The organism is Megasphaera sp. SW808, assembly GCF_012027795.1.
GTDB lineage: Bacteria > Bacillota > Negativicutes > Veillonellales > Megasphaeraceae > Megasphaera > Megasphaera stantonii.
Genome location: NZ_SJOT01000014.1, coordinates 1 through 25,785, shown reverse-complemented (window position 1 = coordinate 25,785; position 25,785 = coordinate 1). Strand labels below are relative to the sequence as shown.

26 protein-coding genes and 1 other annotated feature are annotated in these 25,785 nt (G+C 48.5%); of the genes, 23 read left to right on the top strand and 3 right to left on the bottom strand.

What is annotated here, in order from left to right; genetic code table 11:
- The first annotated feature begins 15 nt into the window (after positions 1-15).
- Positions 16-260 (top strand) — a binding site (T-box leader).
- A 68-nt stretch (positions 261-328) separates the two neighbouring features.
- On the top strand, positions 329-1,663 hold the full coding sequence (locus tag E0L13_RS06755; protein WP_168061225.1) for an MFS transporter: 1,335 nt from the start codon (positions 329-331) through the stop codon (positions 1,661-1,663).
- 152 nt (positions 1,664-1,815) lie between these two features.
- Positions 1,816-3,690, top strand: coding sequence for a cation-translocating P-type ATPase (locus tag E0L13_RS06750; RefSeq protein WP_168061223.1), 1,875 nt, complete (start codon positions 1,816-1,818; stop codon positions 3,688-3,690).
- Positions 3,691-3,811: 121 nt separating this feature from the next.
- Here E0L13_RS06750 and E0L13_RS06745 read toward each other — a convergent pair whose 3' ends face one another.
- The 3 genes from E0L13_RS06745 to E0L13_RS06735 all read right to left on the bottom strand — a co-directional run bounded on the left by E0L13_RS06745 (position 3,812) and on the right by E0L13_RS06735 (position 5,773).
- Positions 3,812-4,429 carry a YrbL family protein gene (locus E0L13_RS06745; protein ID WP_168061221.1) on the bottom strand — a complete coding sequence of 206 codons (618 nt, stop codon included), beginning with the start codon at positions 4,427-4,429 and terminating at the stop codon, positions 3,812-3,814.
- Between the two features lie 105 nt (positions 4,430-4,534).
- Positions 4,535-5,257, bottom strand: a complete 723-nt coding sequence (locus E0L13_RS06740; RefSeq protein WP_168061219.1) for an NAD-dependent protein deacylase — start codon at positions 5,255-5,257, stop codon at positions 4,535-4,537.
- A 15-nt stretch (positions 5,258-5,272) separates the two neighbouring features.
- The gene (locus E0L13_RS06735) at positions 5,273-5,773 is read right to left on the bottom strand and encodes an HD domain-containing protein (RefSeq protein WP_168061217.1); all 501 of its coding nucleotides are present in this window, start codon (positions 5,771-5,773) and stop codon (positions 5,273-5,275) included.
- Between the two features lie 357 nt (positions 5,774-6,130).
- Between E0L13_RS06735 and E0L13_RS06730 the strand changes: the two genes are divergently transcribed.
- The 21 genes from E0L13_RS06730 to E0L13_RS06630 all read left to right on the top strand — a co-directional run.
- Complete coding sequence (locus E0L13_RS06730) at positions 6,131-7,531, top strand: alanine/glycine:cation symporter family protein (RefSeq protein ID WP_168061215.1); 1,401 nt, start codon at positions 6,131-6,133, stop codon at positions 7,529-7,531.
- 262 nt (positions 7,532-7,793) lie between these two features.
- Positions 7,794-8,330 carry an energy coupling factor transporter S component ThiW gene (thiW, locus tag E0L13_RS06725; protein ID WP_095629448.1) on the top strand — a complete coding sequence of 179 codons (537 nt, stop codon included), beginning with the start codon at positions 7,794-7,796 and terminating at the stop codon, positions 8,328-8,330.
- Positions 8,308-9,150 (top strand): hydroxyethylthiazole kinase, encoded by an 843-nt coding sequence (gene thiM / locus E0L13_RS06720; protein ID WP_168061213.1) that lies wholly within the window; start codon positions 8,308-8,310, stop codon positions 9,148-9,150. Before thiW ends, thiM begins: the two co-directional genes overlap by 23 nt.
- A gap of 128 nt (positions 9,151-9,278) precedes the next feature.
- Positions 9,279-11,285 (top strand): molybdopterin-dependent oxidoreductase, encoded by a 2,007-nt coding sequence (locus E0L13_RS06715; protein ID WP_168061211.1) that lies wholly within the window; start codon positions 9,279-9,281, stop codon positions 11,283-11,285.
- Between the two features lie 114 nt (positions 11,286-11,399).
- Positions 11,400-11,729, top strand: coding sequence for a YlxM family DNA-binding protein (gene ylxM / locus E0L13_RS06710; RefSeq protein WP_168061209.1), 330 nt, complete (start codon positions 11,400-11,402; stop codon positions 11,727-11,729).
- Positions 11,730-11,741: 12 nt separating this feature from the next.
- Complete coding sequence (gene ffh, locus E0L13_RS06705; RefSeq protein WP_168061207.1) at positions 11,742-13,094, top strand: signal recognition particle protein; 1,353 nt, start codon at positions 11,742-11,744, stop codon at positions 13,092-13,094.
- 46 nt (positions 13,095-13,140) lie between these two features.
- A complete protein-coding gene (rpsP, locus tag E0L13_RS06700) occupies positions 13,141-13,413 on the top strand; it encodes a 30S ribosomal protein S16 (protein WP_168061205.1) in 273 nt (90 codons plus the stop codon).
- A 15-nt stretch (positions 13,414-13,428) separates the two neighbouring features.
- Positions 13,429-13,656 (top strand): KH domain-containing protein, encoded by a 228-nt coding sequence (locus E0L13_RS06695; protein WP_087478288.1) that lies wholly within the window; start codon positions 13,429-13,431, stop codon positions 13,654-13,656.
- 8 nt (positions 13,657-13,664) lie between these two features.
- The gene (locus E0L13_RS06690) at positions 13,665-14,072 is read left to right on the top strand and encodes a YlqD family protein (RefSeq protein WP_087478289.1); all 408 of its coding nucleotides are present in this window, start codon (positions 13,665-13,667) and stop codon (positions 14,070-14,072) included.
- A 6-nt stretch (positions 14,073-14,078) separates the two neighbouring features.
- A complete protein-coding gene (rimM, locus tag E0L13_RS06685; protein ID WP_107196759.1) occupies positions 14,079-14,582 on the top strand; it encodes a ribosome maturation factor RimM in 504 nt (167 codons plus the stop codon).
- Positions 14,579-15,316: a tRNA (guanosine(37)-N1)-methyltransferase TrmD gene (gene trmD, locus E0L13_RS06680; protein ID WP_168061203.1), complete on the top strand. Its 738-nt coding sequence runs from the start codon at positions 14,579-14,581 to the stop codon at positions 15,314-15,316. Before rimM ends, trmD begins: the two co-directional genes overlap by 4 nt.
- Positions 15,313-15,885 (top strand): RNA methyltransferase, encoded by a 573-nt coding sequence (locus E0L13_RS06675; RefSeq protein ID WP_107196761.1) that lies wholly within the window; start codon positions 15,313-15,315, stop codon positions 15,883-15,885. The genes trmD and E0L13_RS06675 overlap by 4 nt, the downstream gene beginning before the upstream one ends.
- A gap of 15 nt (positions 15,886-15,900) precedes the next feature.
- Complete coding sequence (locus E0L13_RS06670) at positions 15,901-16,635, top strand: YebC/PmpR family DNA-binding transcriptional regulator (protein ID WP_087478293.1); 735 nt, start codon at positions 15,901-15,903, stop codon at positions 16,633-16,635.
- Between the two features lie 431 nt (positions 16,636-17,066).
- Positions 17,067-18,515 carry an undecaprenyl-phosphate galactose phosphotransferase WbaP gene (wbaP, locus tag E0L13_RS06665; protein ID WP_206081563.1) on the top strand — a complete coding sequence of 483 codons (1,449 nt, stop codon included), beginning with the start codon at positions 17,067-17,069 and terminating at the stop codon, positions 18,513-18,515.
- A 32-nt stretch (positions 18,516-18,547) separates the two neighbouring features.
- Positions 18,548-20,200: a phospho-sugar mutase gene (locus tag E0L13_RS06660; protein WP_168061201.1), complete on the top strand. Its 1,653-nt coding sequence runs from the start codon at positions 18,548-18,550 to the stop codon at positions 20,198-20,200.
- 13 nt (positions 20,201-20,213) lie between these two features.
- Positions 20,214-21,602, top strand: coding sequence for a mannose-1-phosphate guanylyltransferase/mannose-6-phosphate isomerase (locus E0L13_RS06655; protein WP_168061199.1), 1,389 nt, complete (start codon positions 20,214-20,216; stop codon positions 21,600-21,602).
- Complete coding sequence (locus E0L13_RS06650) at positions 21,603-22,730, top strand: glycosyltransferase family 4 protein (protein ID WP_168061197.1); 1,128 nt, start codon at positions 21,603-21,605, stop codon at positions 22,728-22,730.
- Between the two features lie 14 nt (positions 22,731-22,744).
- Complete coding sequence (locus tag E0L13_RS06645) at positions 22,745-23,533, top strand: glycosyltransferase family 2 protein (RefSeq protein WP_168061195.1); 789 nt, start codon at positions 22,745-22,747, stop codon at positions 23,531-23,533.
- A gap of 22 nt (positions 23,534-23,555) precedes the next feature.
- Positions 23,556-24,338, top strand: a complete 783-nt coding sequence (locus E0L13_RS06640; RefSeq protein ID WP_168061193.1) for a glycosyltransferase — start codon at positions 23,556-23,558, stop codon at positions 24,336-24,338.
- A gap of 29 nt (positions 24,339-24,367) precedes the next feature.
- The gene (locus E0L13_RS06635) at positions 24,368-25,246 is read left to right on the top strand and encodes a glycosyltransferase family A protein (protein WP_168061192.1); all 879 of its coding nucleotides are present in this window, start codon (positions 24,368-24,370) and stop codon (positions 25,244-25,246) included.
- A gap of 24 nt (positions 25,247-25,270) precedes the next feature.
- Positions 25,271-25,785 (top strand): glycosyltransferase (locus tag E0L13_RS06630; protein ID WP_206081562.1); only part of this gene is annotated, 515 nt, incomplete at its 3' end.

Sequence of the window (25,785 nt, the reverse complement as noted above, 5' to 3'; positions counted from 1 at the left end):
ACGTCAAGTCAAAATAAAAATGCGTTGAAGAGAAATAGTAAGTTCCAGAAAGTTTGCAGAGAGCCGCTGGCTGGTGGGAAGCGGCAACGGAATGGAAGTGAACTCGTCTCTAAGCAGCTCCCTGAACATTGCAGTAGGCGGAGCCGGGGCCTGGCCGTTAACAGACAGGAGGGTATCGACACATTGTCCGTACCTGCTGAGGGCATGCCGTATGGCGTGAATTAGAGTGGTAACGCGTGAGTAAATCTTTCGTCTCTTGTGAGATGAAAGATTTTTTTATTTTGAGTTGTACTATGGAAAGAACAGAGATTTTGAAGGAGATGGTAGTATGACGAACGAAACGAAGATTCCAAACACGCGATGGTGGCGCATTTTGCCGGCGACAGTGCTGGTATATATTGTGGCCAACATCGACCGTGCCAATATTTCCTTTGCCATGGCCGGCGGCATGATGGAAGAGCTGGGCTTAGACGCCGTGGCTATCGGTATGGCTATCGGTATTTTCTTCTGGGGCTATTTGCTCCTGCAGGTTCCGGGCGGCCATTTGGCGGAACGGAAGAGCGCTAAGAATTTTATTGCGGCCATGATTGTCATTTGGGGCGGCTGCGCGACGATTTGCGGATTTATCAGCACGTCCTTTGAATTCAACGTCGTACGCTTTATTTTGGGCATCGCTGAAGGCGGTATTTTTCCTGCGATTTTAGTCATCATTTCTCATTGGTTCCCGCCGGCGGAACGAGCCCGCGCCAATTCGATTTTCTTGCTGAGCTTCCCCTTATCGGCTATTATTTCCGGCCCCATTTCAGGCTGGCTCATCGCGACCTGGGGCTGGCGTGAAATGTTCATCATCGAAGGCGTAGCTTCCATCGCCTTGATTTTCTTGTGGATGCCTCTCATCGCTGACCGTCCGAGCAAGGCGAAATGGCTGAGTGCAGAAGAACGCAACTGGATTGAAAGTGAGCTGGCTGCCGAAGCGGCCGCGAAAAAAGCCGCTGCCGCCACGAATAAGAGCGCGACGAAGACGAGCTACAGAGAATTGGTCTTCGATATTAACTTGTGGAAAATGGTTGCCGTATACTTCCTCATTTGCTGCGCCTTCTACGTATTGAGCTTCTGGCTGCCGACGATTATCAAGGATATCCTGAAAGCTGATATCGGCATGGTTGGCTGGCTGTCGGCGCTGCCGAACATCGCTGCCGCCCTGGGCATCGTCTTCTTCGGCCGCATGGCCGATAAGAGCCAGAATCGCCGCAAGTACTGCATCATTCCGTACGTCTGCGTCGGCCTGTGCATCATCGCTTCCGTATTTACGGCGTCCTATTCGGGTTGGTTGTCCTTTGCCTTCCTGTGCCTCTGCGGCTTCTTCTGGCTGTCGGGCCATCCCGTCCTGTGGACTATCGTTGCCGAAACCTTCCAGCCCGAAGTGGCCGGCGGCGCCCGCGGAGCCATCAATGCCTTAGGCAACCTGAGCGGCTTCTTCGCTCCCATGCTGCTGGGCTACATGATTCAGAACTACAGCCGCGACGCCGGCATGTATATCTTTGCCGTATTGGTATTCCTGGCTGCCGTCATCGTCTGGTCCATGCCTAAAAATGCCGAAACGAAAGCTGCCGTAGAAAAGACGAGAGAACACGTAGCGGCGACGACGAACGCCCACGCCTAGGTCTGTTGTTAGAAAACCATAAGAGATAGCGTGAAGGAGAGATTCCGACGCGCTGTCTCTTTTTTATTTTACTTGACTGCCTATACCCCTATATGTATAATGGATACATGAAATATACATATAGGGGTATACCTATTTAGGAGGGATATGATATGGTTGAGCGACTCGAATGGTTCTTGGAATTAGGCGGCATGAAAAAGGATATTGTTTTGCTGGTCATATCGGGGATTGCCTTGGTTATCAGCATTTTTGATCTATGGTCCCTGCCCTTTGAGCCGGCATGGGTGGCTATCGTACTGTGCGGCGTGCCGATTATCTTAGAAGCCTGTATTGGGCTGATTACGAAATTCGACATTAAGGCCGACGTACTCGTGTCGATTGCCTTAGTCGCGGCAGTTATCATCGGCGAAGATTTTGCCGCCGGTGAAGTTGCCTTCATCATGCAGCTCGGCGCGCTGCTGGAAGAAATGACCGTTTCTAAAGCTCGGGCCGGTATTGAAAAGCTCGTCCGCCTGACGCCGCAGACGGCTCGGGTGCTGCGCGGCGGCAAGGAAGAACTCATCGAAGCCAGCCAGGTACAGGTCGGTGATATCCTGCGCGTGATTCCAGGCGAAACGATTCCCGTCGACGGAGTCATCTTGTCCGGCCAGACGTCGGTAAACCAGTCCGTCATGACCGGCGAATCCCTGCCCGTAGACAAAAAAGCCGGCGATACCGTGGCAAGCGGTACGGTAAACCAATTCGGAGCCTTTACAATGGAAGCGAAGAAGGTCGGCGAAGACAGCTCTATTCAGCGCATGATCCGCCTCGTCCAGTCGGCTGACGCCGGGAAGGCCAAGATTGTCGGCATTGCTGACCGTTGGGCGACATGGATTGTCGTCGCCGCGTTGTCGGCTGCCGCTGCAACCTGGTTTGTTACTGGGGAAATAATCCGTTCCGTTACGATTCTCGTCGTATTTTGTCCCTGTGCCCTCGTATTGGCTACGCCGACGGCTATCATGGCTGGTATTGGCAACGTGACGAAGCACGGGTTCCTCGTCCGCGAAGGCGATGCACTGGAACGCTTGGCCGGCGTATCGAAAATGGCCTTTGATAAGACAGGCACCTTGACGTATGGATTACCGCAGGTGACCGCCGTCTGGACGGCAGGAGCCGCTATGGGCGAAGAACAGCTGTACCGGCTGGCAGCATCTGCGGAAGCGTCGTCGGAACATCCCTTGGGCAAAGCCGTCGTGCGGGGATTTCAGCAGCTTTACGGCACCGCCTTGCCGAGGGCAGAGCAGTTTCACATGATCGTCGGCTCCGGCGTGACAGCTTGCATAGAGGGAAGAGACGTCCGTGCCGGTAATGAATCCATGATGGAAGCGGCTGGTACTGTCCTATCGAAAGAAGCAAAAGATAGGGCCGAGGAATATATTGCCCAAGGCAGTACGATCATATACGTTGCCGTTGATTCCGTATTTGTAGGTTTTCTGGCACTGACCGATACGGTGCGCAGGGAAAGCGCAGCTATGATGCAGGATTTAGCAAGATTAGGCGTACAGCCGGTGCTGCTGACCGGGGACAACGAAAACGCTGCGAAGGCCATTGCTTCCCAACTGGGAATTCAGGACGTGCATGCCCAATGCCTGCCGGAAGACAAGCTCCGTCATATTCAGGATTACCAAAAACGGCGGGAACGCATCTGCATGATTGGCGACGGTATCAACGACGCGCCGTCCCTGAAGCGGTCCGACGTAGGCATCGCTATGGGCGGCATTGGCAGCGACATCGCCATTGACGCCGCCGATATCGTCCTCGTAGACGATGAAGTTAAAGAGCTGCCTCATTTAGTGGCCTTGTCGAAACGGATGATGTTTACGATTAAATGCAACCTAACCTTTTCTATGACCTTAAATTTCATCGCCGTTTCCTTGGCCATGTTCGGCATGTTAACCCCCGTTGTCGGCGCCTTGGTGCACAATGCCGGCTCGGTCATCGTCATCGTCAACTCGGCCTTTTTGCTGAAATGGAATTATAATTCATAATAATGCATTCATATGTATAAAAAAGAGGCAGGCCGAATGGGGATTGTCTCTTTTATCTATACCGCCGAATCAGTATGATAAAAGAGCTGCTGCATGTAAAAATACAACAGCTCTTGGTTTATTATTTTATTGCCTGGATAAGTGAAATTATAGCAGGATCGGAATAGTTACGTTCCAAATGCAGTATGAATCGATTCCAGTGACGGATAATTTTAGCTTTTGCAATGGAACTGAAATAATATTCTAGTGGAATCAGCGCTGGGCTGCCCATGTCGTTGATGACTCTGAGACGATAATTGGATTCCCCCCTCCATTGGACAAGAATGTTTGTGGGAAAAATATCCATCGTAATGATTTCATTTTCAATTAAGTCTGTTTTTAATTTTTGAAGTTCTTCTATTAACATGGATACATTGGAATTTAATAATGTTGGATCCTGCAAATAGTCTGTTAAAGTTTTGCATTGGCCTCCATTAATATCCTGAATGAACTCATATACATGCCCTGTGCCTAGGTTGGTTTCTATAGGCCCATAATAGGCCGGCAGGATATCATAATTTTTATTTTTGCGTTTCAGGACTTTTAGATACTTAATTTCTCTATCTAAATCCTTTTGTCCCTCGTCACTGTAGGCCATTTTTATGCATAAGCCGGGATCGTGGGGATGACGATAGCATTTTTTGTGATACCCTTTGCCGATAAATAAATCGTCCGTTAATGTGATTGTTGTGGTTTCCATAGTTTATATCTCCTAATTAATATCATTAATAATAAAAGAGGTATTTGAACAAAAAGAAAAGGCTGTTGCACATCATCAGCAGTGTAACAGCCCCTTGTCTTTTGCTTATACGGTAATGCGGCGGAATACTTCGCCGATAGGCTCGTTGATGACTAAATCGGCCGACTTGTCCATATCCGTCGCCGACTTATTGATGAGGACCAGCTTATGGCCGCCGTAGTAGCGGACCAGGCCGGCTGCCGGATAGACGACGAGGGATGTGCCGCCGATGATGAGCATGTCGGCATGGCTGATATAGTACAGGGACTGTTCGATGACGTCGTTGTCCAGTCCTTCTTCATACAGGACGACGTCGGGCTTAATGGGGCCGCCGCAGGCATCGCACTTCGGCACGCCGTCGCTATGGAGCATGTATTCGGCGTCAAAGAATTTATGGCAGCGCTGGCAGAAATTGCGGTGTACGCTGCCGTGCAGTTCGAGGACATTTTTGCTGCCGGCTTTTTGATGGAGGCCGTCGATGTTCTGCGTGACGATGGCTTTCAGCTTGCCGGCCTGTTCCAATTCGGCCAATTTTATATGGGCGGCGTTGGGCTGGGCGTCCAGGCAAAGCATCTTGTCGCGATAAAACCGGTAAAATTCTTCGGGCTGGCTGACGTAAAAGGAATGGCTCAAGATCGTTTCAGGCGGGTACTTATATTTCTGATTATATAAGCCGTCGACGCTGCGGAAATCGGGAATGCCGCTTTCCGTCGATACGCCGGCACCGCCGAAGAATACGATATTATCCGAATGCTGGACCATATCGATGAACTTGTCTACGTTGGTCATGGAAAACTCCTCCTTTTATATATCTTGTATATCAAATGTTTCTCGCAGCAGCCCGATGCCGCTTTCTGTACGGAACACTTTGCGGCAAAAGGTGCGGATCGCATCTTTGGGCAGGTTGTCTTCGTAAGCGTTGACGAGGAAGTCTGCTTCCAGCAGGATTTGATAATCCATGCCGTCTACGCCGTCGTACGTATGGTGATGGGCAATGAGGTAGCAGACGCGGTCGATGCGCCCTTCATCGCAGCCTAACGACGAGAGGATGTGCCGTGCCGGCGCCGGCCCTTCGAGTTCTTGGTATTTGCCGCTGGAGCTGCCGTACTTTTCTTCGGCGGCGTGGATGCCGATGTCGTGAAGGACGGCCGCTGCGGAGAGCGTTTCCTGCACGTCGTCCGGGAGGCCTTCCAAGCGGCCGATCGTATCGGCATAGGCGTAAACCTTGAGGAAATGATGGATGCGCCGGGCGTCGCCTCGGTCGAAGGCAATGGCTTGCGCAATGAGATTTGGCAGTAAGGACATGTATAATCACCTTTCTTTCTTTTTTATTATACTACAGGGCTGAAGTAAAGAAAATAAATGGAACGGCACTTTGAAAAATATAAATTACGAAAGAGGTCATAATCTTGCAGATTTTCAGTCGCTCGTCCCTTTACATAAGATATGCAATACGCAATGGAAAGACAAACTGCATATCAATTTGATATAGGCTATTCCTGTATAATTATTGACAATCATCGTAAAACGTATTACGCTTTTTATATAGTGAAAAAAGATTTTATTATTTGATTGCTCAGGCCGTACTGTCCTATCGTCTGCACTCCCGGGATAGACAAGATGCGCCGAGATGTCAAAGAGAAAGGAAGTGCGAGACGTAGTATGGATTTATTATTAGCTTTAGATGATTTTATGTACTATCCCGTGCTGATCGTCGTCCTCAGCGTAGCCGGCCTGATTTTTTCGGCTAAGACGGGCCTCGTTCAGATCCGCATGTTCGGCGAAAGCGTGCGCGTTGTCATGGAAGAGCCTGTAGAAAAGGGGGCTATTTCCTCCTTTCAGGCCCTCATGATTTCTACGGCCTCCCGCGTCGGTACGGGCAACATCATCGGCGTATCGACGGCCGTCTGCCTGGGCGGTCCGGGCTCGGTATTCTGGATGTGGCTGCTGGCTTTCATTGGCGGAGCCAGTGCATTTATCGAAAGTACCCTGGCTCAGGTATACAAACGGCGCGACAGCCAGGGCGGCAGCTACGGCGGACCGGCGTACTATATCGAAACGGCCATGCATAACCGCACCTTAGGCGTCATCTTCGCCGTCTTTTTGATTTTGACCTATGCCGGCGGCTTTAATATGCTGGCTTCGTACAACCTCCAGTCGACCTTTGCCGTATACGGCTTTTATGACCAGACGTCGACGCCGTGGATTCTCGGCGCCATTATCGCCCTCCTCGTCGGCTACTGCGTCATGGGCGGCGGCAAGCGCATCGTCAAGGTGACGTCGGTCATGGTTCCCGTCATGGGCGCGATTTATATTTTAGCGGCCCTGTTTGTCGTATTGTTCCACATCGGTGAAATTCCCAATGTGTTGGCCATGATTTTTGCCGACGCTTTTGACTTTGAAGCGATCTTTGGCGGCGTTGCCGGTTCGTGCATGATTTACGGCATCAAACGCGGCCTGTTTTCCAATGAAGCCGGTATCGGCTCGGCTCCGAACGCCGCCGCGTCGGCTCACGTCAGCCATCCCGTAAAGCAGGGCTTGGTACAGATGCTGTCCGTCTTCATCGATACGATGCTCGTCTGCAGTGCGACGGCTTTCCTCGGCCTGTGTTCCGGCGTACCCATTACGGAAGAAGCGGCCGGTGCCGTATACATCCAGCAAGCCGCCACAGCGGCATACGGCAGCTTCGGCCCGATGCTGATTACCTTCAGCATGGTATTATTTGCTTTTACGACGCTCATCGACAACCTGTTCTACGTCGATAACTGCATCAACTTCATCCACCGCGGCGAACCGACTAAGCAGTTCATGACGGCCTTCCGCGCCGTTTGCGTCGTCGCCATCTTCGTCGGCGCCGGCATGTCTATGGCCGCCGTATGGGCTATTGCCGATATTCTCATGGGCTTCATGTGCCTTATCAACATCCCGGCCTGCCTCATTTTGGGCAACGTCGCCGTCAAAGCCTTGAAGGATTACCAGCGCCAGCGCGCCGAAGGCAAGAACCCGGTCTTCAGAGCTGAATCCATCGGCCTTAACCTGTCGGAAGTGGAATTCTGGAAATAAAAGAGAATCTGTGCATATAGAATTGACATCTCCCTCGATTTTGCTATACTAAGACTTGAGATTGAGGGGGAGCGCCCTGAGTCTTTTTTCAATACATAGCGAGGGAACCCGTGTTTCGGGGTGAGAGGGTACTAGGGAGTACCGACCGCTGCCTTGGCGTCTGCAGGCGGGAGCCGTGTATTTAAGCTGCAATCATAAAAACTTCGCTCCTCGTGTTGCCGCAGATATGCCGGGAATACAACAAAGGGAGTGAAGTTTTTTTATGGAAAAAGATAAAAAAGTGCTGCGGCTGGTGCTGCTGGCTATGCTGATTGGTCTGGGCGTCGTCATTTCGCCGATTCTGCGTATTGAAGGCATGTGCCCCATGGCGCATTTGATCAATATTGTCTGCGCCGTTCTCATGGGGCCCTGGTATGCCCTGCTGTGCGCGACTCTCATCGGCATTATCCGCATGACGATCATGGGAATTCCGCCGCTGGCGCTGACCGGCGCCGTCTTTGGCGCCGTCTTGTCGGGCTTGCTGTACCGGGCGTCGAAGGGCAAGATTATCGGCGCCGTCATCGGTGAAATCATCGGCACCGGCATTATCGGCGCTGTCGTGTCTTACCCAGTTATGGAAATCTTCTACGGCCGTACGGGCCTGTCGTGGATGTATTACGTGCCTATGTTTATCAGCGGGACCCTCATCGGCGGCTCCATTGCCTTCTGCTTGCTCATGGCCTTGTCCCGCAGCGGCACGCTCCGCGAATTCCAGCAGAAATTAGGTATTCAGGTATATGAAAATGGAAAACGAAAATAATCTGTATGAGTCCTTTGCGTCTATTCTTCGCCATGTCGAAGAGACGAAGCCGCTCATTCACTGCATCACCCATCCCATTACGATGAACGACTGTGCCAATTTGGTTTTGGCCGTCGGGGCCAGTCCAAATATGGCGTCTCACCCGGAGGAAGCGGCGGAATTCGTGTCGCTGGCATCCGTACTGGCCGTGAATTTGGGAAATATTGCCGACGACCGCATGGAAGGCATGCAGCGGGCCGCCGCGCGGGCCAACGAGCTGGGCATACCCATCCTCATCGACGCCGTAGGCGTATCGTGCAGTACCCTGCGCCGTCGCTTTGCCCATGACTTTATCGAGACGTATCGTCCGGCAGTTATCAAGGGAAACAGTTCGGAAATCCGCGCCCTTTGCGGGCTAGATTCTCATGGCTCAGGTGTCGATGCTGGCGCGGCCGATGCCGTGACGGCAGATACCTTTGCCGAGGCGGCTGAAGAATTCGGCGCTTATGCGGCGGCCCATCAGGCTGTCGTATTGGCCAGCGGTCCTGTCGACGTCGTAACCGATGGAACGCAGGCCTGCGGCATTGTCAACGGTACGCCGGTCCTGGCGAAGCTGACCGGCACAGGCTGCATGCTCGGCGTACTGACGGCGGTGTACATGTCGGCCCAAAAGCCGTGGCACGCTGCGGTGCTGGCTGCGGCGGCTATGGGCATCGCCGGCGAGCAGGCGGCAGCGGAATCCAAGGGCATGGGCAGCTTCCATATCGGCCTGTTCGACGCCATATCGAATGTGACGCTGGCTGACATATGGAAAGAAAAACGATTTCTTTTAATACAATAATATATGTACATAAAAGGCGTTCTTTCGGCAGAACGCTTTTTTACGTATATAGAAGGTTTTTTGATTTTGACAAAAACACATCTGTTTTATACAATGCGGATATAGACTAGTGCATACGAGGTGAGACTATGGAAATCTGCAAAACCGTTTGTCCTTATGATTGTCCCGACGCCTGCGGGCTGTTGGCTTACAGAGATAAGGGAGTCGTCGTCAAGGTGTCTGGCAATCCTGATCATTCCTTTACCCGGGGCATGCTGTGTCCGAAAATGGCTCATTACGAGCGGACAGTGTATTCGCCTAGGCGGCTGCTGACGCCGCTGCGCCGGACCGGTCCAAAGGGCTCCGGCCAATTTGAGCCGGTGTCATGGGACGAGGCGCTGCATGTCATTGCCGCAAGGTGGCGGCATATATTAGATGTGTACGGCGGTGAAGCCATATTGCCCTATTCTTTCTCCGGCACGATGGGCATGGTTCAGCACAATGCATACCACGGCTTATTTTATCGGCTTGGTGCGTCTGAGCTGGAACGGACGATTTGCTCGGCCGCTAAGAACTACGGATGGAACTGCGTCATGGGACATACGCTGCGCATGAGGCCTCAGGAAGCACAGCACAGCGATTTCATCATTCTCTGGGGGATCAGCATGTTGTCGACGAACCTCCATTTTCTCAAGGATGTGCGGGAAGCGAAGAAGCGGGGCGCTCAAGTCTGGTGCATTGATACGTATGCTACCGAGACGGCGCGGCGGGCCGACCGGTTTATCCAGACCCGGCCGGGCAGCGACGGGGCCTTGGCCTTGGGCGTCCTGCATTGTCTCCAGCGGGACGGCCTGTGCGACGAGGCCTTTATCCATGCATATGTGCAGGGCTGGACGGAGCTGCAGAAGGACGTGCTGCCGAAGTATACGCCGGCCTATGTGCAGGAGGAAACAGGCGTTCCGGCAGCTGTCGTGGAAGAGCTGGCCGCGGCTTACGGCAGAGCGAAGGCTCCCTTTATCCGCCTCGGCGCGGGATTATCGCGCTATACGAACGGAGCCATGACCGTGCGGCTCATCGCTTGTCTGCCTGCTGCCATCGGCGCATGGCAATATACGGGCGGCGGCCTGATGATGTCGACGTCGTGCAGTACGGCCTTCGACCAGTCCGTCGTGACAAAGGACGAGTGGAAAAAGCCGGTACGGCGCGTTAATATGTGTGAAATCGGCTCGGCCCTGCTGCAGACAGAGCGGCCTATACGCAGCCTTTTTGTCTATTCATCCAATCCGGCCTGCACGGCTCCTAACCAAAATCAAGTCATCGCCGGCCTGTCACGGGAAGATTTGTTTACCGTCGTTCACGAGCGGTTCATGACCGATACGGCCCGTTATGCTGATATCATCTTGCCGGCGACGACTTCGCTGGAGCATGACGACCTCTATTATTCGTACGGCAGCTACGTCGTCGGACGAGGAAAGGCCGTCATCGAGCCCTTAGGGCAATGCCGTTCCAACTGGAGCGTCGCCTGCGATTTGGCGAACGCAATGGGAATAGACGATCCGTTTTTCCATCAAAGCGAAGATGATCTCGTCGAGGCGCTTATCGATTCGACGAGTTCCTGGCCCGTGCCCGTCGACGGGGAAGCGTTGCGCCGCGGCGACCCCGTCGAGCTGGGACTGCCGGAGCAGTACAAGTTGACCTTCGGCACGCCGTCGGGAAAAATCGAAATCAGAAATGACAGGGAAACGCCGGCCGTGCCTGACTATTTCCCCGCCTGCGAGGAAGACGGAGATTACTATTTCACCAACGGAACGGACCCGCGCGTATTGGATTCGTCCTTTAATGAACGGGACGAATTGACCCGTTCCCGGACGATGGTATTATTCATGCATCCCAATGACGCGGCCCGGCAGGGATTCAGCGATGGCGAGAAGGTCGTCGCCTGGAACAGCCGGGGCGAAGCCCTATTTACCCTCCATATAACGAACCGGACGGCTCCAGGGCAGGTCGTATCGGAAGGCCTGTGGTGGATTGAGCGCTGCCCGGGCGATCGGTCGGTCAACGCCCTGACGTCGCAGCGCCTGAGCGATAAGGGACGGGGAAGCACCTTTTATAACGTTCGGGTCAACGTGAGAAAAGCGCAGCAGGTAGTCCCATAATTCGGACAGCATAAAACCGCCGATAAAATCACATCTGACAAGTAAAACTACTTGACAGGCAGCTCCTTTTTCTGTATACTATCACAGTACGCTGAATGCGGAGGCGGTGACAACATGCTGGAAGATGTAGTGCGCAAGGGAAGGCTCCTCGATATATATGGGCCTCTTTTGACGGAGCGGCAGCGGCGCTGTATGGAAATGTATTTTGAAATGGACCTGTCGCTGACAGAAATCGGCGAAGAGCTGAACATTTCCAGACAAGGCGCGTACGACATGCTGCGCCGGGCATCGCGTTCGCTGGAAGAGTATGAAGAACGGCTTCACCTGCTGGCCCGAAACGACGCGGCCCGGGAGAAGCTGGATAGTGCTGTCGCCTTGCTTGAGCAGGGGACGGCCGAGCAGATTGAACAAGCTGCGCATATATTGAAAGAAATCGAGCTATAAAGGAGGCTTTTTATGCCATTCGAAAGTTTGTCAGAACGGTTTCAAGCGGCCTTCAAAAAGCTTCGCGGCAAGGGCAAGCTGTCGGAGGAAGACGTAAGCGAAGCGCTGAAAGAGATGCGCCGCGCATTGCTGGAAGCCGACGTTAACTTTGCCGTTACGAAAGATTTTATCAAGCGCGTACGGGAAAAAGCCGTAGGCGAAGAAGTATTCGGCAGTTTGAATGCTTCCCAAACCGTTATTAAAATTGTCCGCGACGAGCTGACAGAGCTCCTCGGCGGGACGCAGAGCCGCATCGCCATCGCGTCCAAGCCGCCGACAATCGTCATGCTCGTAGGCCTGCAGGGCGCCGGTAAGACGACGACGGCAGGCAAGCTGGCCCGGCTGCTGAAAAAGCAGGGCAAAAGCCCGCTGCTGGTCGCCGGCGACGTATATCGTCCGGCTGCGATTACGCAGCTCCAGGTATTGGGACAGGAACTGGACGTGCCTGTCTATACGGAAGAAGGATGCCAGGACCCGGTGAAGATTGCCAAGGACGCCATTCCTTACGCCTTGAGCCATCTCCGCGATATCGTCATCATCGATACGGCCGGCCGCCTGCACATCAACGAAGTCCTCATGGACGAGCTGGTCAACATCAAGGGAGAAGTTCATCCCCATGAAATCCTCCTCGTCGTAGACGCTATGACCGGCCAGGACGCCGTAACGGCAGCCTCGGCCTTCGACAATGCTCTCGGCATCGACGGCATGATCATGACCAAGCTCGACGGCGACGCCCGCGGCGGCGCTGCCTTGTCCATCAAAGCCGTGACGGGCAAGCCGATCAAGTACATCGGCGTCAGCGAAAAGCTCGACGGCTTGGAAGAATTCCATCCGAACCGCTATGCGTCGCGAATCCTCGATTTGGGCGACGTAGAAACGATTATCGAACGGGCTCAGGCCGCCTTCGACGAAGAATCCATGGCCAACATGAAAAAGACCATGAAGAGCGGCAACTTTACCTTCGATGATTTCCTCAGCCAGCTGCAGATGATCAAGAAAATGGGAAATATGGGCAGTCTCATGAGCCTTATTCCCGGCATTGGCAAATATAAAAAAGAACTCGACAAAATCGACATGGACGGCAAGGAGTTCAAGCGCATTGAAGCGATTATCACGTCCATGACCGCCCAGGAACGGGCGAGTACGAACCCGAAAATGCTCATCAAGGACAGCCGCAAGCGGCGTATCGCCAAGGGCAGCGGCACCCGCGTCCAGGATGTAAACCGCCTTCTCAAGCAGTTTACGGAGATGCAGAAAATGATGAAGCAGGCTAAGAAAGCACAGCAGGGGAAACGGCGCGGCTTCCTGCCCCGCCTGCCCTTTTAAATAGCTGATTCCCCATAGGGATACCATATAGAGGAGGTGAATTTCAATGATTAAAATTCGTTTGGCTCGTTTAGGTGCTAAAAAGAAACCCGTTTATCGCGTTGTCGTAGCTGATTCCCGCGACGCCCGCAACAACGGCCGTCCGGTTGCGACGATTGGCACGTACGATCCGGCTAAAGACGCTGACAGCCGTTTGGTAGTCAACGCTGAAGAAGCAGTAGCATGGCTCGGCAAAGGTGCACAGCCTACCGATACGATTCGCTCCCTTTTCAAAAAAGCCGGCATCATGGCTCAGTTTGAAGCATCCAAGAAGAAGTAAGAGAGGCTGAGACATATGGAAGAATTAATTGCATGTATTGCCAAGGCGCTCGTCAAACAGCCCGAAGCAGTTACAGTTACGAAAATTCAGAAAAAAGGCCTCGAAGTATATCAGCTTCATGTCGCGCCCGAAGATATGGGCAAAGTCATTGGCAAACAAGGCAAAATCGCGAAAGCGCTGCGCCTTGTTGTCAAGGCTGCGGCAGTGAAGGCGAACAAGAAAGTATCCGTTGATATCGTATAGGAGGAACCATGGATCAGATTACATTGCGCGTTCCTGTCGCCGTAAAAGCCAAGGTAACCCAGGCGCTGAAGGATAAAATCCTCAGAAATACGGACCAGGCGCTGAGTGATATCGATCGGGAAATGCAGAACCTGGAATTCCAGGCCAAACGCATGATGACCGAACAGGCGAAAATCGACGCCCAGGGCTTGATTTCCCTGCGGGCCCGCGTAGAAGAACAAAAACAGCGTCTCCAGGCTGCCAAAGCAAAAGCGCAGCATGACAGAAACGAAGCTGAACAGTTAGCAATCGGTTCCGAAATCAGACAAGGCACGCTTGAACAGACCGTAGTCGTCCAAGTCGGCGATGATTTGGGTAAATTAATGGGAACGGAAATCTTGGTCGAAGATGACAAGATCGTTGCCATTCGCCAATAAAATACGATGGCTGGATTGGATTTCTTTACAATCGGTCAAATAGTTGCCCCGCACGGCGTGCGGGGTGATGTTCGTATTTATCCCGATACGGATTTTCCGAAGCGTTTCCTGCAAATGAAATATGGCTACATCGACGGCAAGAAGTACGAAGTTGCCGCCGCGCGGCTCCATAAGCGCGTCGTCCTTATGAAGTTCGTCGGCGTCGACGACCGCAATGCCGCCGAGCTGCTCCGGGGCAAAGAGCTCCAGGTGCCGAGAGAAGATTTGATGCCTCTGAAAGAAGGCCAGCATTACATCTTCGACATCATCGGCATGACGGCCTACGATTTGCAGGATGTGAAATTAGGGACTGTTACCGACGTCTTGCGGACGGGCAGCAACGACGTGTACGTCGTAACCGACGACGAAGGAAAGGAAACGCTCTTTGCGGCTATTCCCGACGTCGTCAAATCCATTGACGAAGAGTCTGGAAAAATGGTGCTCGACCCGCCTGAATGGGTAGACGAATGAGAATCGATATAATATCACTTTTCCCGGAATTGATAGAGGCCTTTTACCGGCACAGCATTATCGGACGAGCCCGCGCGGCCGGCCTGCTGGAGCTGGATGTAACCAATCCGAGAAATTTCACCTATGACCGTCATCATATGGTAGACGACACGATTTATGGCGGCGGTTGCGGCATGCTTATGAAAGCAGGGCCGCTTTTTGCGGCTGTAGAGGCCGTGCGCCGCGACGTGCCGAAACGGCGCGTCATCCTCATGGGGCCTGCCGGTGAAACCTTCACGCAGGCCAAGGCCAGGGAGCTGGCGGCGTACGACCAGCTCATTCTCCTGTGCGGCCACTACGAAGGCGTAGACTACCGCGTAGAAGAAAGCCTGGCCGATGAAACCATTTCCGTCGGCGACTACGTCCTGACCGGCGGCGAGCTGCCGGCGATGACCATTACCGACGCCGTAGCCCGCATGATTCCCGGCGTCCTCGGCGCAGCCGGAAGCGCGGCCGACGATTCGTTTTACGCTTCTCTGCTGGAATATCCCCAATATACCAAGCCGGCTGTATTCCGCGGCCTGACCGTCCCGGAGGTGCTCCGAAACGGCGACCACGCTAAGATAGACGCCTGGCGGCGCCGCAAATCCCTGGAGCGGACGCTGCAGAAGCGGCCCGACCTGCTGGAAACCTGCAACCTGTCAGCGAAGGACAAGGCTATATTGGCGGAGTTGGAAGGAGAAGAAAGCCGATGAAATCGTCTCTGTACGTAGGATTGGTGCACTACCCCATATATGACAAACATTTCAACGTCATAGCCACGGCCATTACGAACTATGATCTCCACGACATATCCCGTTCGGCCAAGACCTATGGCGTGAAAAAATACTTCATTATCCATCATGTGCCGGGACAGCTGGACATGGTGCATAAGATCATGGACTTTTGGGAAAGCCCGGCCGGCAGGAAGTACAACGCCTACCGCACCCAGGCTTTCGACATCGTCGACATCCGCCCGTCTATTGAAGACGCCGTCAAGGCCGTCGAAGAGGCGGAGGGAAAACGCCCTTACGTCGTGACGACGGACGCGCGAACCTATGCCAATACCATTTCCTATAAGGAGCTGCGCCGCAAGCGCGAAGAAGACGACACGCCGGTGCTGCTGCTCTTTGGGACAGGCTACGGCATGACGAAAGAGACGATGGAGCAATTTGATTATATCCTGGAGCCCGTATACGGCGCAGGAGAGTATAACCACTTGTCAGTACGCTCGGCGGCGGCCATTATTTTAGACCGCCTGGCCGGCGAGGAGTGGTGGAAATAAGAGGGAGGCATTAGAATGTCTGGACATTCGAAGTGGGCAAATATTAAGCGCAAAAAAGGCAAGAACGACGCCATCCGCGGCAAAATCACCACGAAAATCGGCCGTGAAATCACCATTGCCGTTCGTATGGGCGGCCCGGATCCGGTCGGCAACATGCGCTTGAAATTGGCTCTCCAAAAAGCAAAAGAAAATAACATTCCGAAAGATAATATTAAGCGGGCTATCCAGAAAGGCGCCGGCGCTACAGAAGGCCAGAACTACGAAGAAATTACGTACGAAGGCTACGGCCCGGCCGGCGTCGCCGTTACGGTCAACGTCCTTACGGATAACCGCAACCGCGCGGCCGCCGAAGTCCGCCACGTATTCTCCAAATACGGCAACAGCCTCGGCGAAACAGGCTGCGTAGGCTGGATGTTCAAGAGCAAGGGCATCTTCGTCGTAAGCAAGGAAAACGCCGACGAAGACCAGATCATGGAAGTTGCCCTCGAAGCAGGTGCCGACGACGTCAAGACCGAAGGCGAAGAATTTGAAATCGTAACGACGCCCGAAGCCTTTGACGACGTAGAAAAAGCCTTGGCTGACGCCGGCATCGAAACAGAACACGCATCCATCACCATGGTTCCGGACAACACCATTACCTTGGACGCCGAAGGCACAGAAAAGCTCGAAAAACTCATCGACGCCCTGGAAGACTTGGACGACGTCCAGGACGTATACCACAACGGCGACATGGTAGAAGACGAAGAGTAAGACAACGAAATATGGCAGTACAAATAAAAAGAAGAATGGCTCAGGCTGTTCTTCTTTTTTTGATACAGCGTTTGCAAAAAAGAGATATAACGTCCGTTTGGAAATACGGTGTTGCTTTTGGCGGCAATCAGATAGGCATACACATGCAGTGATACAATAATGGAATATATTTGACGCAAAAAGAAGAATAGCTGCAGCTGATTTTCTTTGGTTTTCCGCACTTCTGCTGATATTAAGCACAGTTCATAAATTATGCTGTCGGCTTATGGAATTATCGAGATAAAGTAAAGAATATAGAGATAATTATTAACGAATGAATAGATAATTGCTGCGATTGATACCAGGGGGAATAGAGACAAAACATCATATTTGGTGTATAATTTACGATGTAACAGATACTGACAACGCTAGTTTAATTGTGAGGGATTTTGATGATTGAAACACATGCGTCAGCTTCTTCTATATCTATAAAAAATCGTTACACTACTGTATTGCTGCCGGTTATATTGCTCCTTGTCGATTATGGGGCCATTTTGGCGGCCGAGTGGTGCTCCTATACGCTGCGCAACTGGTGCGTGCCGGATACGCAGTTCCAGCTGTCGTGGCTAGGCATACATGTCATTATTCCTGTCGTGTATTTATTCTTTATGCAGGCCCATAAGCTATATACGAAGCGAGTCCAGTTTTGGCGCATCATATCGGAAATCTTCAAGGTCAATATGTATGCCGTCGTATCCCTTGTCGTCGTCATGTATTTGGCCCAGACGGCGGCCCATACGTCGCGGCTGTTTGTAGCCCTTATGTGGCTGCTGGGATTTATATTCCTCGTGTTGGGCAGATATATTGTAAAAAATATATTGCGGCGCATAGGCGTTCTGCAGGTTCCGGTACTGATCATGGGCGCAGGAAAAACGGCGGCCTTGATGCTGGACCATTTAAAAGACGATACGGGCCTGGGCTATGATTTTATCGGTTTTCTGGAAGATAATACGCCGGAGTCTAATGTTGCGGCTATGATGCCTCATTTAGGAACCTTTGCCGATGCGGAGGCTGTCATTAAGCAGACCGGCGTGCAGCAGGTATTGGTCATCGCGCCGGGATTAAAAAATGAACAGGTTGAGGATATCGTATATCGCCTGCAGCCATTGGTTAAGCGGATTTCTTTCATTCCCGACATGGGAAAGCTCCCATGGGCAACATTGGAAGCTGAAAGCCTTATTGATGGCCATATTGCTTCATTCAGCTTCCGCAATAATTTGTCTCAGTGGTATAATCGCTTTTTAAAGCGCCTGTTTGATATTGTCTGCACCGTGCTGGGCATTATCTGCATATCGCCGGTTTTAGTGGGCATTGCAGTATGGATTTATCGCGATTCGCCCGGCCCGGTTATCTTTAAGCACCGCCGAGTCGGCCGAAACGGCAAGGAATTTCCCTGCTATAAATTCCGCAGCATGTGCGTTGATGCAGACGTGAAATTAAAAGAGTTGTTAGAACATGATCCCGAAGCTAGAGCTGAGTGGGAAAAAGACTTTAAGCTTAAAAACGACCCGCGGATCACAAAAAGCGGCGCGTTCCTACGTAAGACCAGCCTGGATGAACTGCCACAACTGTTTAACGTCCTGAGAGGCGAAATGAGCCTCGTAGGTCCCAGGCCGATTATCCGCGACGAAGTATCCCGATATGGCAAGTTTATAGAAGACTTTTACATGGTGCGCCCTGGCGTAACCGGCATGTGGCAGACAAGCGGACGCAGCGACGTATCCTACGACGAACGCGTGCAGATGGATACATGGTACGTGAGGAATTGGAATGTGTGGTTTGATATGGTACTGATTTGGCGGACGATTAAGGTTGTGCTGAAGCGAAAAGGCGCATATTAATAACAGCGTATTAAAGAGAAAGGAGCAGCATCTTGTCCTATAAAGACGTATACAAAGATTGGCTTACTTGGGTGGATGAAAAAACGAAAAAAGAGCTCTTGGCTCTTACAGACGAAAAAGAAATTGAAGATCGATTTTATAAGAATTTAGAGTTTGGCACTGGCGGCTTGCGCGGCATAATGGGGGCCGGCTCTAATCGCATGAACAAATACACGATCCGTAAGGCGACAAAGGGGTTGGCAGATTACTTATGGGCAGAAAAGAAAGACGACGTACAGCGCGGCGTCGTGATTGCCTATGATTCACGAAATCATTCGCCGGAATTTGCCTTGGAAGCGGCTCGTGTACTTTGCTCTGCAGGTATTCCTGTAAAGTTATTTGAAGAATTAGAGCCAACGCCTGTCTTATCTTTTGCTGTCAAATATCTTCATGCTATTGCTGGCATTGTTATTACGGCCAGTCACAATCCTAAAGAATATAATGGCTATAAAGTATATGATGAATTTGGCGACCAAATAGTTCCGCAGATTGCGAATACACTGATTCAGTATGTCAACGCTGTAATTGATATACCACATATTGATGCAGCGGGAAATGATTCGCTGCTGACTTATATTGGCGATGAAATAGTCGATGCATTTGTGCAGGCAGTATATGAACAGTCTGTATTTCCAAATACAGAAAAACATCTGAAAATCGTTTATACGCCGCTGCATGGCGCTGGCAATAAGCCGGTTCGCAAGACGTTGGAAACAGCAGGGTTTCATGATGTCCACGTCGTAGTATCACAGGAGCAGCCAGATGGGAACTTTAGTACTGTAGTTTCGCCGAATCCAGAAGAACCTGGCGCATTGGCATTAGGGATTGCGTTGGCAAAAGAGATGCAGGCTGATATTGTTATTGGCACGGACCCGGACAGCGACCGGATTGGCGTCGGCGTCCGTGATGGGGAGAGTATCGTATTGCTTACGGGCAATCAAATTGGCGCTTTGCTTGTCGATTTTATCCTTTCTATGAGAAGGGATTTTCTTAAGCCGGCTTCTACGCTTGTAAAAACCGTTGTAACTGGCGAATTAGGTGCCGATATAGCTCGAGCCAAGGGTGTGCAAGTTGCAGAAACGCTGACAGGGTTTAAATATATTGGGGAAAAAATTACGCAGTACATGAATGATACCAGTCATGATTTTATCATGGGGTATGAAGAAAGCTATGGGTATTTAGTCGGGACGCATGCACAGGATAAAGATGCGGTTGTCGCAGCCTTGCTTATTTGTGAAATGGCTGACCATTACAAGTCTCAAGGTAAAACGCTGGTAATGGTATTGCAGTCGTTGTATAATACATATGGGTATTATTTTGATGCCTTGTCTTCGTATACGCTGAAAGGCATTGAAGGCATGGAACATATTCAATCCATTATGAAGCAGCTCCGGGAGTCTGCAAAAAATGCATTCATTCCCGACGTAAAAGAAAAATTGGATTATGCGGCTGGTATCTGCGGATTACCTCCTGCCGACATGATAAAATTTGTGCTGCAGGACGATTCGTGGATTGCCGTCCGCCCTTCGGGAACGGAGCCGAAAATAAAGATATACTATTCGCTGCGCGGCGAGCATAAAGAGGCGGCGCAAATGCGGATGGAGCAGTATAAAACCATATTTGAAAAGAACTTTACCTTGATATGAGGATGTGTATAAAGTGAAAGTAGTAATTCTTGCCGGCGGCGGAGGCAGTCGGTTGTTTCCCTTATCGCGGACATGCTATCCGAAACAGTTTTTGCATATCGTTGGGAATGCGTCGTTGTTGGCACAGACTGTACAGCGGTATCTGCAGCTTGTTGCGGCGGAAGATATTCTCATCGTTACGAATAAAGAGTATGTGTTCCATGTCCAGTCGGAAATGGAATGCATTGGTGCGTCGCAAGTTCATGTTATTACCGAGCCAGTGGGGCGAAATACGGCGCCAGCCATTGCCTTAGCTATGGCGTACTGCAAGGAACAGATGCAGTGTAATGACGACGAAGTACTATTTATCGGGCCGTCTGATCATGTCATTAAGCCGGAAGACGCATTTTGCCAATTAGTTCGTGACAGCGTAGAAACGGCGCGGCATGGATATATTGTGACGATGGGTATTACGCCGACCAAGGCGGAAACAGGCTATGGATATATAGAAGCCTCAGACGAACCTGTCGGCAACGGAAAAAAGGTCGTTGCATTTACCGAAAAGCCGGATAAAGAAACAGCTGTCTCCTATCTAGAAAAGGGAAATTATTATTGGAACAGCGGTATGTTTATGTTTTCTATTGCGGCAATGGAAGAGGAGTTGCGGCAGTACGCGCCGGATATTATGGACATTGCTGCTTTAGGGTATGCTGAAGCTGTGCGGCAGTTTTCCCAGATGCCGGATATCTCTATTGACTATGCTGTAGCTGAAAAATCTAATAAAATAGCTGTCGTTCCCATGACAAGTATATATTGGAATGACATCGGCAGCTTTGATGCTATTTCCGATATGCTGGCTGATGAACAGGGAAATACTATTCATGGAGATGTCGTAACGCAGCAATGTGAGAATACGATGATTCTCGGCAGTAATCGGTTAGTCGCCGGCATTGATTTGCAGGGTATTATGATCGTCGATACACCGGATGTATTGCTGGTTGCCAAGAAAGGCGAATCGCAGAAAGTTAAAAATTTGGTGACGGAATTAAAATCTCAAAAGCGCCCTGAAGTATCAGAGAATGTCACGATGTATCGACCGTGGGGCAGCTACACTGTTTTGTCCGAAGGACCGGGGTATAAAGTAAAGAAAATCTCCGTCAAACCGGGTGCAAGCCTGAGTTTGCAAATGCACTATCATCGCAGCGAACATTGGACTGTCATCAGTGGAACGGGCCAGCTTACGTTAGACGATAAAACTATCATCTTCCGCGAAAACGAAAGTACATATATTCCCATCGGTACGCGCCACAGACTGGCAAACCCGGGGAAAATCCCCTTGGAAATTATAGAGGTACAGAATGGGAAGTACTTAGGAGAAGATGATATTGTGCGGTTTGATGATGAATACGGAAGGATGAAATAATTGAGAGTAGCAATTGTATGTGACTGGCTTGTAACGTATGCTGGTGCAGAGCGGGTTTTGGAACAAATATTGGAAATATATCCTGAGGCGGACTTATTTGCCGTCGTAGATTTCATCAAGCCTGCAGAACGAGGATTCATCAAGAATAAAACGGTTGCAACTACGTTCATTCAAAAACTCCCTAAAGCAAAAACAAAATACCGCTCCTATCTTCCGTTCATGCCTATCGCTATTGAACAATTAGATGTATCGGCTTACGATTTGGTTATATCCAGTTCTCATTGTGTAGCAAAGGGGGTTCTGACAGGACCGAATCAAATTCATATTTCCTATGTCCATTCGCCTATCCGATATGCTTGGGATTTGCAGCATCAATATTTGCGGGAATCGGGATTGGATCACGGACTAAAAGGCAAAGTTGCGAAGGCTGTTCTTCATTACATGCGTATGTGGGATGTACGGACGAGCAATGGCGTTGACTATTTTATTGCTAATTCTCAGTTTATTGCTAAACGTATTTGGAAATGCTATCGTCGTGAAGCGAATGTTATTTATCCACCCGTGGATATTGATTCCTTTGCGTTTTGCAATACAAAAGAAGATTATTACATGACTGCGTCTCGTATGGTGCCATATAAAAAGATAGATATTATCGTCGAGGCGTTTACCCAAATGCCGGACAAGAAGCTGATTGTCATTGGTGCAGGTCCGGATTTCGATAAAATCAAAGCAAAAGCCGGCCCCAATGTGCAGATGATGGGATATCAACCGAATGAGGTGCTTCGAGAAAAGATGCAAAAAGCGAAAGCCTTTGTCTTTGCAGCAGAAGAAGATTTTGGTATTGTCCCTGTAGAAGCGCAGGCCTGTGGTACGCCAGTTATTGCCTATGGTAAAGGCGGAGCGTTAGAAACCATAAAGGATTTAAATAAAGAAAAATGTCCAACGGGATTATTTTTTTATGAACAATCTGCTGCAAGTATTGTCGAAGCAATCAAAAAATTTGAAGGTAATATTGGTAAATTTGATTATGCGTGGTGCCGAAGTAATGCAGAGAATTTTTCTAAAAAGATATTTAGGGAAAACTTTCTGTCATGTATAAATAGATATATAGCTCAAAATAAAGGGTGAAAGGAAAGAATTTTATGATATCACTGATTATGGCTACATTAGGGAGAAAAAATGAAGTAGATAGATGTTTGCAGTCATTGTGTATGCAGACATATACTTCTTTTGAGCTTATTATCGTAGATCAAAATCCCGAACAGTTTTTATCAGATATCATAAAAAAATATAAAGATAAAATTCATATTAACCATATTTTGACTGCGGAAAAAGGGTTATCAAAAGCAAGGAATATTGGATTAAAGTATGTTCATGGAGATATTATTGGGTTTCCTGATGATGATTGTGTATATAGAGACGATACGTTAAAAAATGTGGTATCTTTTATGCGAGGAGATGCTGATGCTGTGACGGGAACTGTTATTAGTAACTTACATCAATTGCCAGGAAATATGGTAAGGAACGTTAATATATATAATGTTTGGCGCCGAGGTATTTCTTTTACGATTTTTTTTAAAAGACATGTTTTTGAGAAAGTTGGATACTTTGATGAAATGCTTGGTGTAGGAAGCGGAACAGTTTATGGTTCAGGTGAAGAAACGGATTATTTAATTCGAATTTTGAAGGCAGGATTCTGTTTACAGAATACAGATTCAATATTAGTATGGCATCCAGCTGTAGACTATAGCAACTGTAAAAAAGCCTATAACTATTCCAAGGGCCGTATGTATGTGTTGAATAAGCATAGATATCATTTTCTTTTTATACAAGCGAATATATTTTGGCCCTTATTTAAGTTAATTAAAAATTTCTATAATATACATAAAGTTAGATATTGTTGGTATCAGTTTTTGGGAAGACTATTCTAATGTTTGGAGAGCGAGCGTTTTTATGATTCCAAAAATAATTCATTATTATTGGGTTAGTGATGGGGATATGCCTCTGTTAGTACGAGAATGTATTGAAAGCTGGAAAAAGTATTTGCCTGATTATGAAATACGAGAATGGAATAATACTAATTTTGAAGCAATGAGTGTAAAGTTTACAGCAGAAGCTATGGCAAAAAAAAAGTATGCGTTTGTTTCTGATTATGTAAGATTGCATGCTCTGTATAAATATGGCGGTGTATACTTAGATACAGATGTTAAAGTATTAAAAAGTTTTAATAATTTATTGAATAATAGAGCTTTTATAGGTTTTGAAAATGAAAAAAGTGTAGGCGTTGGGGTATTTGCATCTGAAGCACATAATCCATTGTTAAAACAAATGCTAGATCTATACGCTAGAAAAACGTTTTTAGATAATAGAGGGAATATGGACTTAACTCCTATTCCTAAAGTTTTAGAACCTATTTTTTTGATGCAGGATATTAAATTGAATGGTTTATTACAGAAAAAGGAATATATAACGGTTTATCCGGTAGATGCTTTTTATCCATTGAATTATAATACGGGAAAAATGAATATTACTCCCAATAGCTATGCAATTCATTTATACAATGCTTCATGGAAAGATATTAAAGATAAAAAATATATAGAAGCTTGCCGTAGGTATTATATTGTATTTGAGCGCTTTTTTCCTTGTTGGTGTGCGAGTCTACTCAGTAAAATTTATGCGACAATCGAAATTGAAGGGAAAAAAAGTCTGTGGAATAAAGTAAAACGTAGTTTTTGATATTAGCCTATGAGTAGAGGAGTAAAGGAATGCTGGATATTACTGTGTTTACACCGACTTATAATAGAGGGTATATACTGCCGACACTATATCAATCATTGCGGAATCAAACAGTTCATTCTTTCGAATGGGTTATTATTGATGACGGATCAATAGATAATACGCAAGATATGGTAAATACATGGAAATGGGAGAACAATTTTTTTAATATCGTTTATGTAAAGACAGAGAATGGTGGGAAACATAGAGCTATTAATCGTGGTATAAAATTAGCTAAAGGCAGATTATTCTTTATTGTTGATTCGGATGATTATCTCATAAATAATGCCTTGGCGCGTATTCTTTATTGGGAAAAAACTATACAAAACAAAAATAAATTTGCTGGTGTATGTGGGAATAAGATGTATTCTAATGGTAATTTGATTGGAAAAAGTTTTTGTGGGCAAATATTGGATTGCAAAGCTCATGAGCGAAAAAAATATGGTATAGCAGGGGATAAAGCCGAAGTATATTACACTGATATCTTGCGAAAATATCCTTTTCCTGCTTTTGAAAATGAAACTTTTCTTAGTGAGGCTGTTGTATGGAATCGAATCTCTGTTGATGGATATAAATTAAGATTTTTTAATGAAAGCATCTATGTTGCTGAGTATAGGGAAGATGGATTAACCCATAATATTCAAAAAAAGTTGCAAGATAGTATAAATGGTACATTATTATATTTAAAAGAGTGGTTCTTTTTGCAAGATAGTGTAGTAGAAAAAATAAAAGTTGGATCGCAATATATTTTTTATGGAAGAAAAAAAAAGAAGAGTTTTGTTGTAATAAAGAATGAATTAAAAAGCAATGTCTTTCTGTTTTTTTTCCTTATGCTTGCTTTTGGGGGAAGATTGATTCGCGGAAGATAAACGCTTTTTATGGGATTTGAGGGCATGTTGATGTGTGATAAAAAAATTGATATTAGTATTATTGTACCTATATATAATGAAGAAAAATGTTTGATTCGTTGTATAGAGTCTATATTAACACAGAATTTAGATAATTGGGAATTAATTTTAGTTGATGATGGTTCTATTGACAATAGTCGAAAAATTTGTGATGCATATTCCTATAAAGATAAACGTATAAAAGTAATTTATAAGGAAAATGAAGGAGTAAGCGTTGCTAGAAATGTGGGAATATCTGTAGCAAAAGGAACATATATCGGCTTTGTGGATGCTGATGATTGGATCAAGCCGACAATGTATAAGGTTTTATTAGCTGTTGCTGTTCACTTTAAGACTGATATAGTTATGTGTGATGTAACTACAGTTTTTTCTGATAAAAAAAAGTCTTTGGATACAATAAGGCAATTATCTGAAAGTATGAAGTTAAGTAAGGGAGATATCTCTCCCTCTTTATTAGTTGAATTAGCCGGTTCTACTTGTCGATGTATATATAAGAGAGA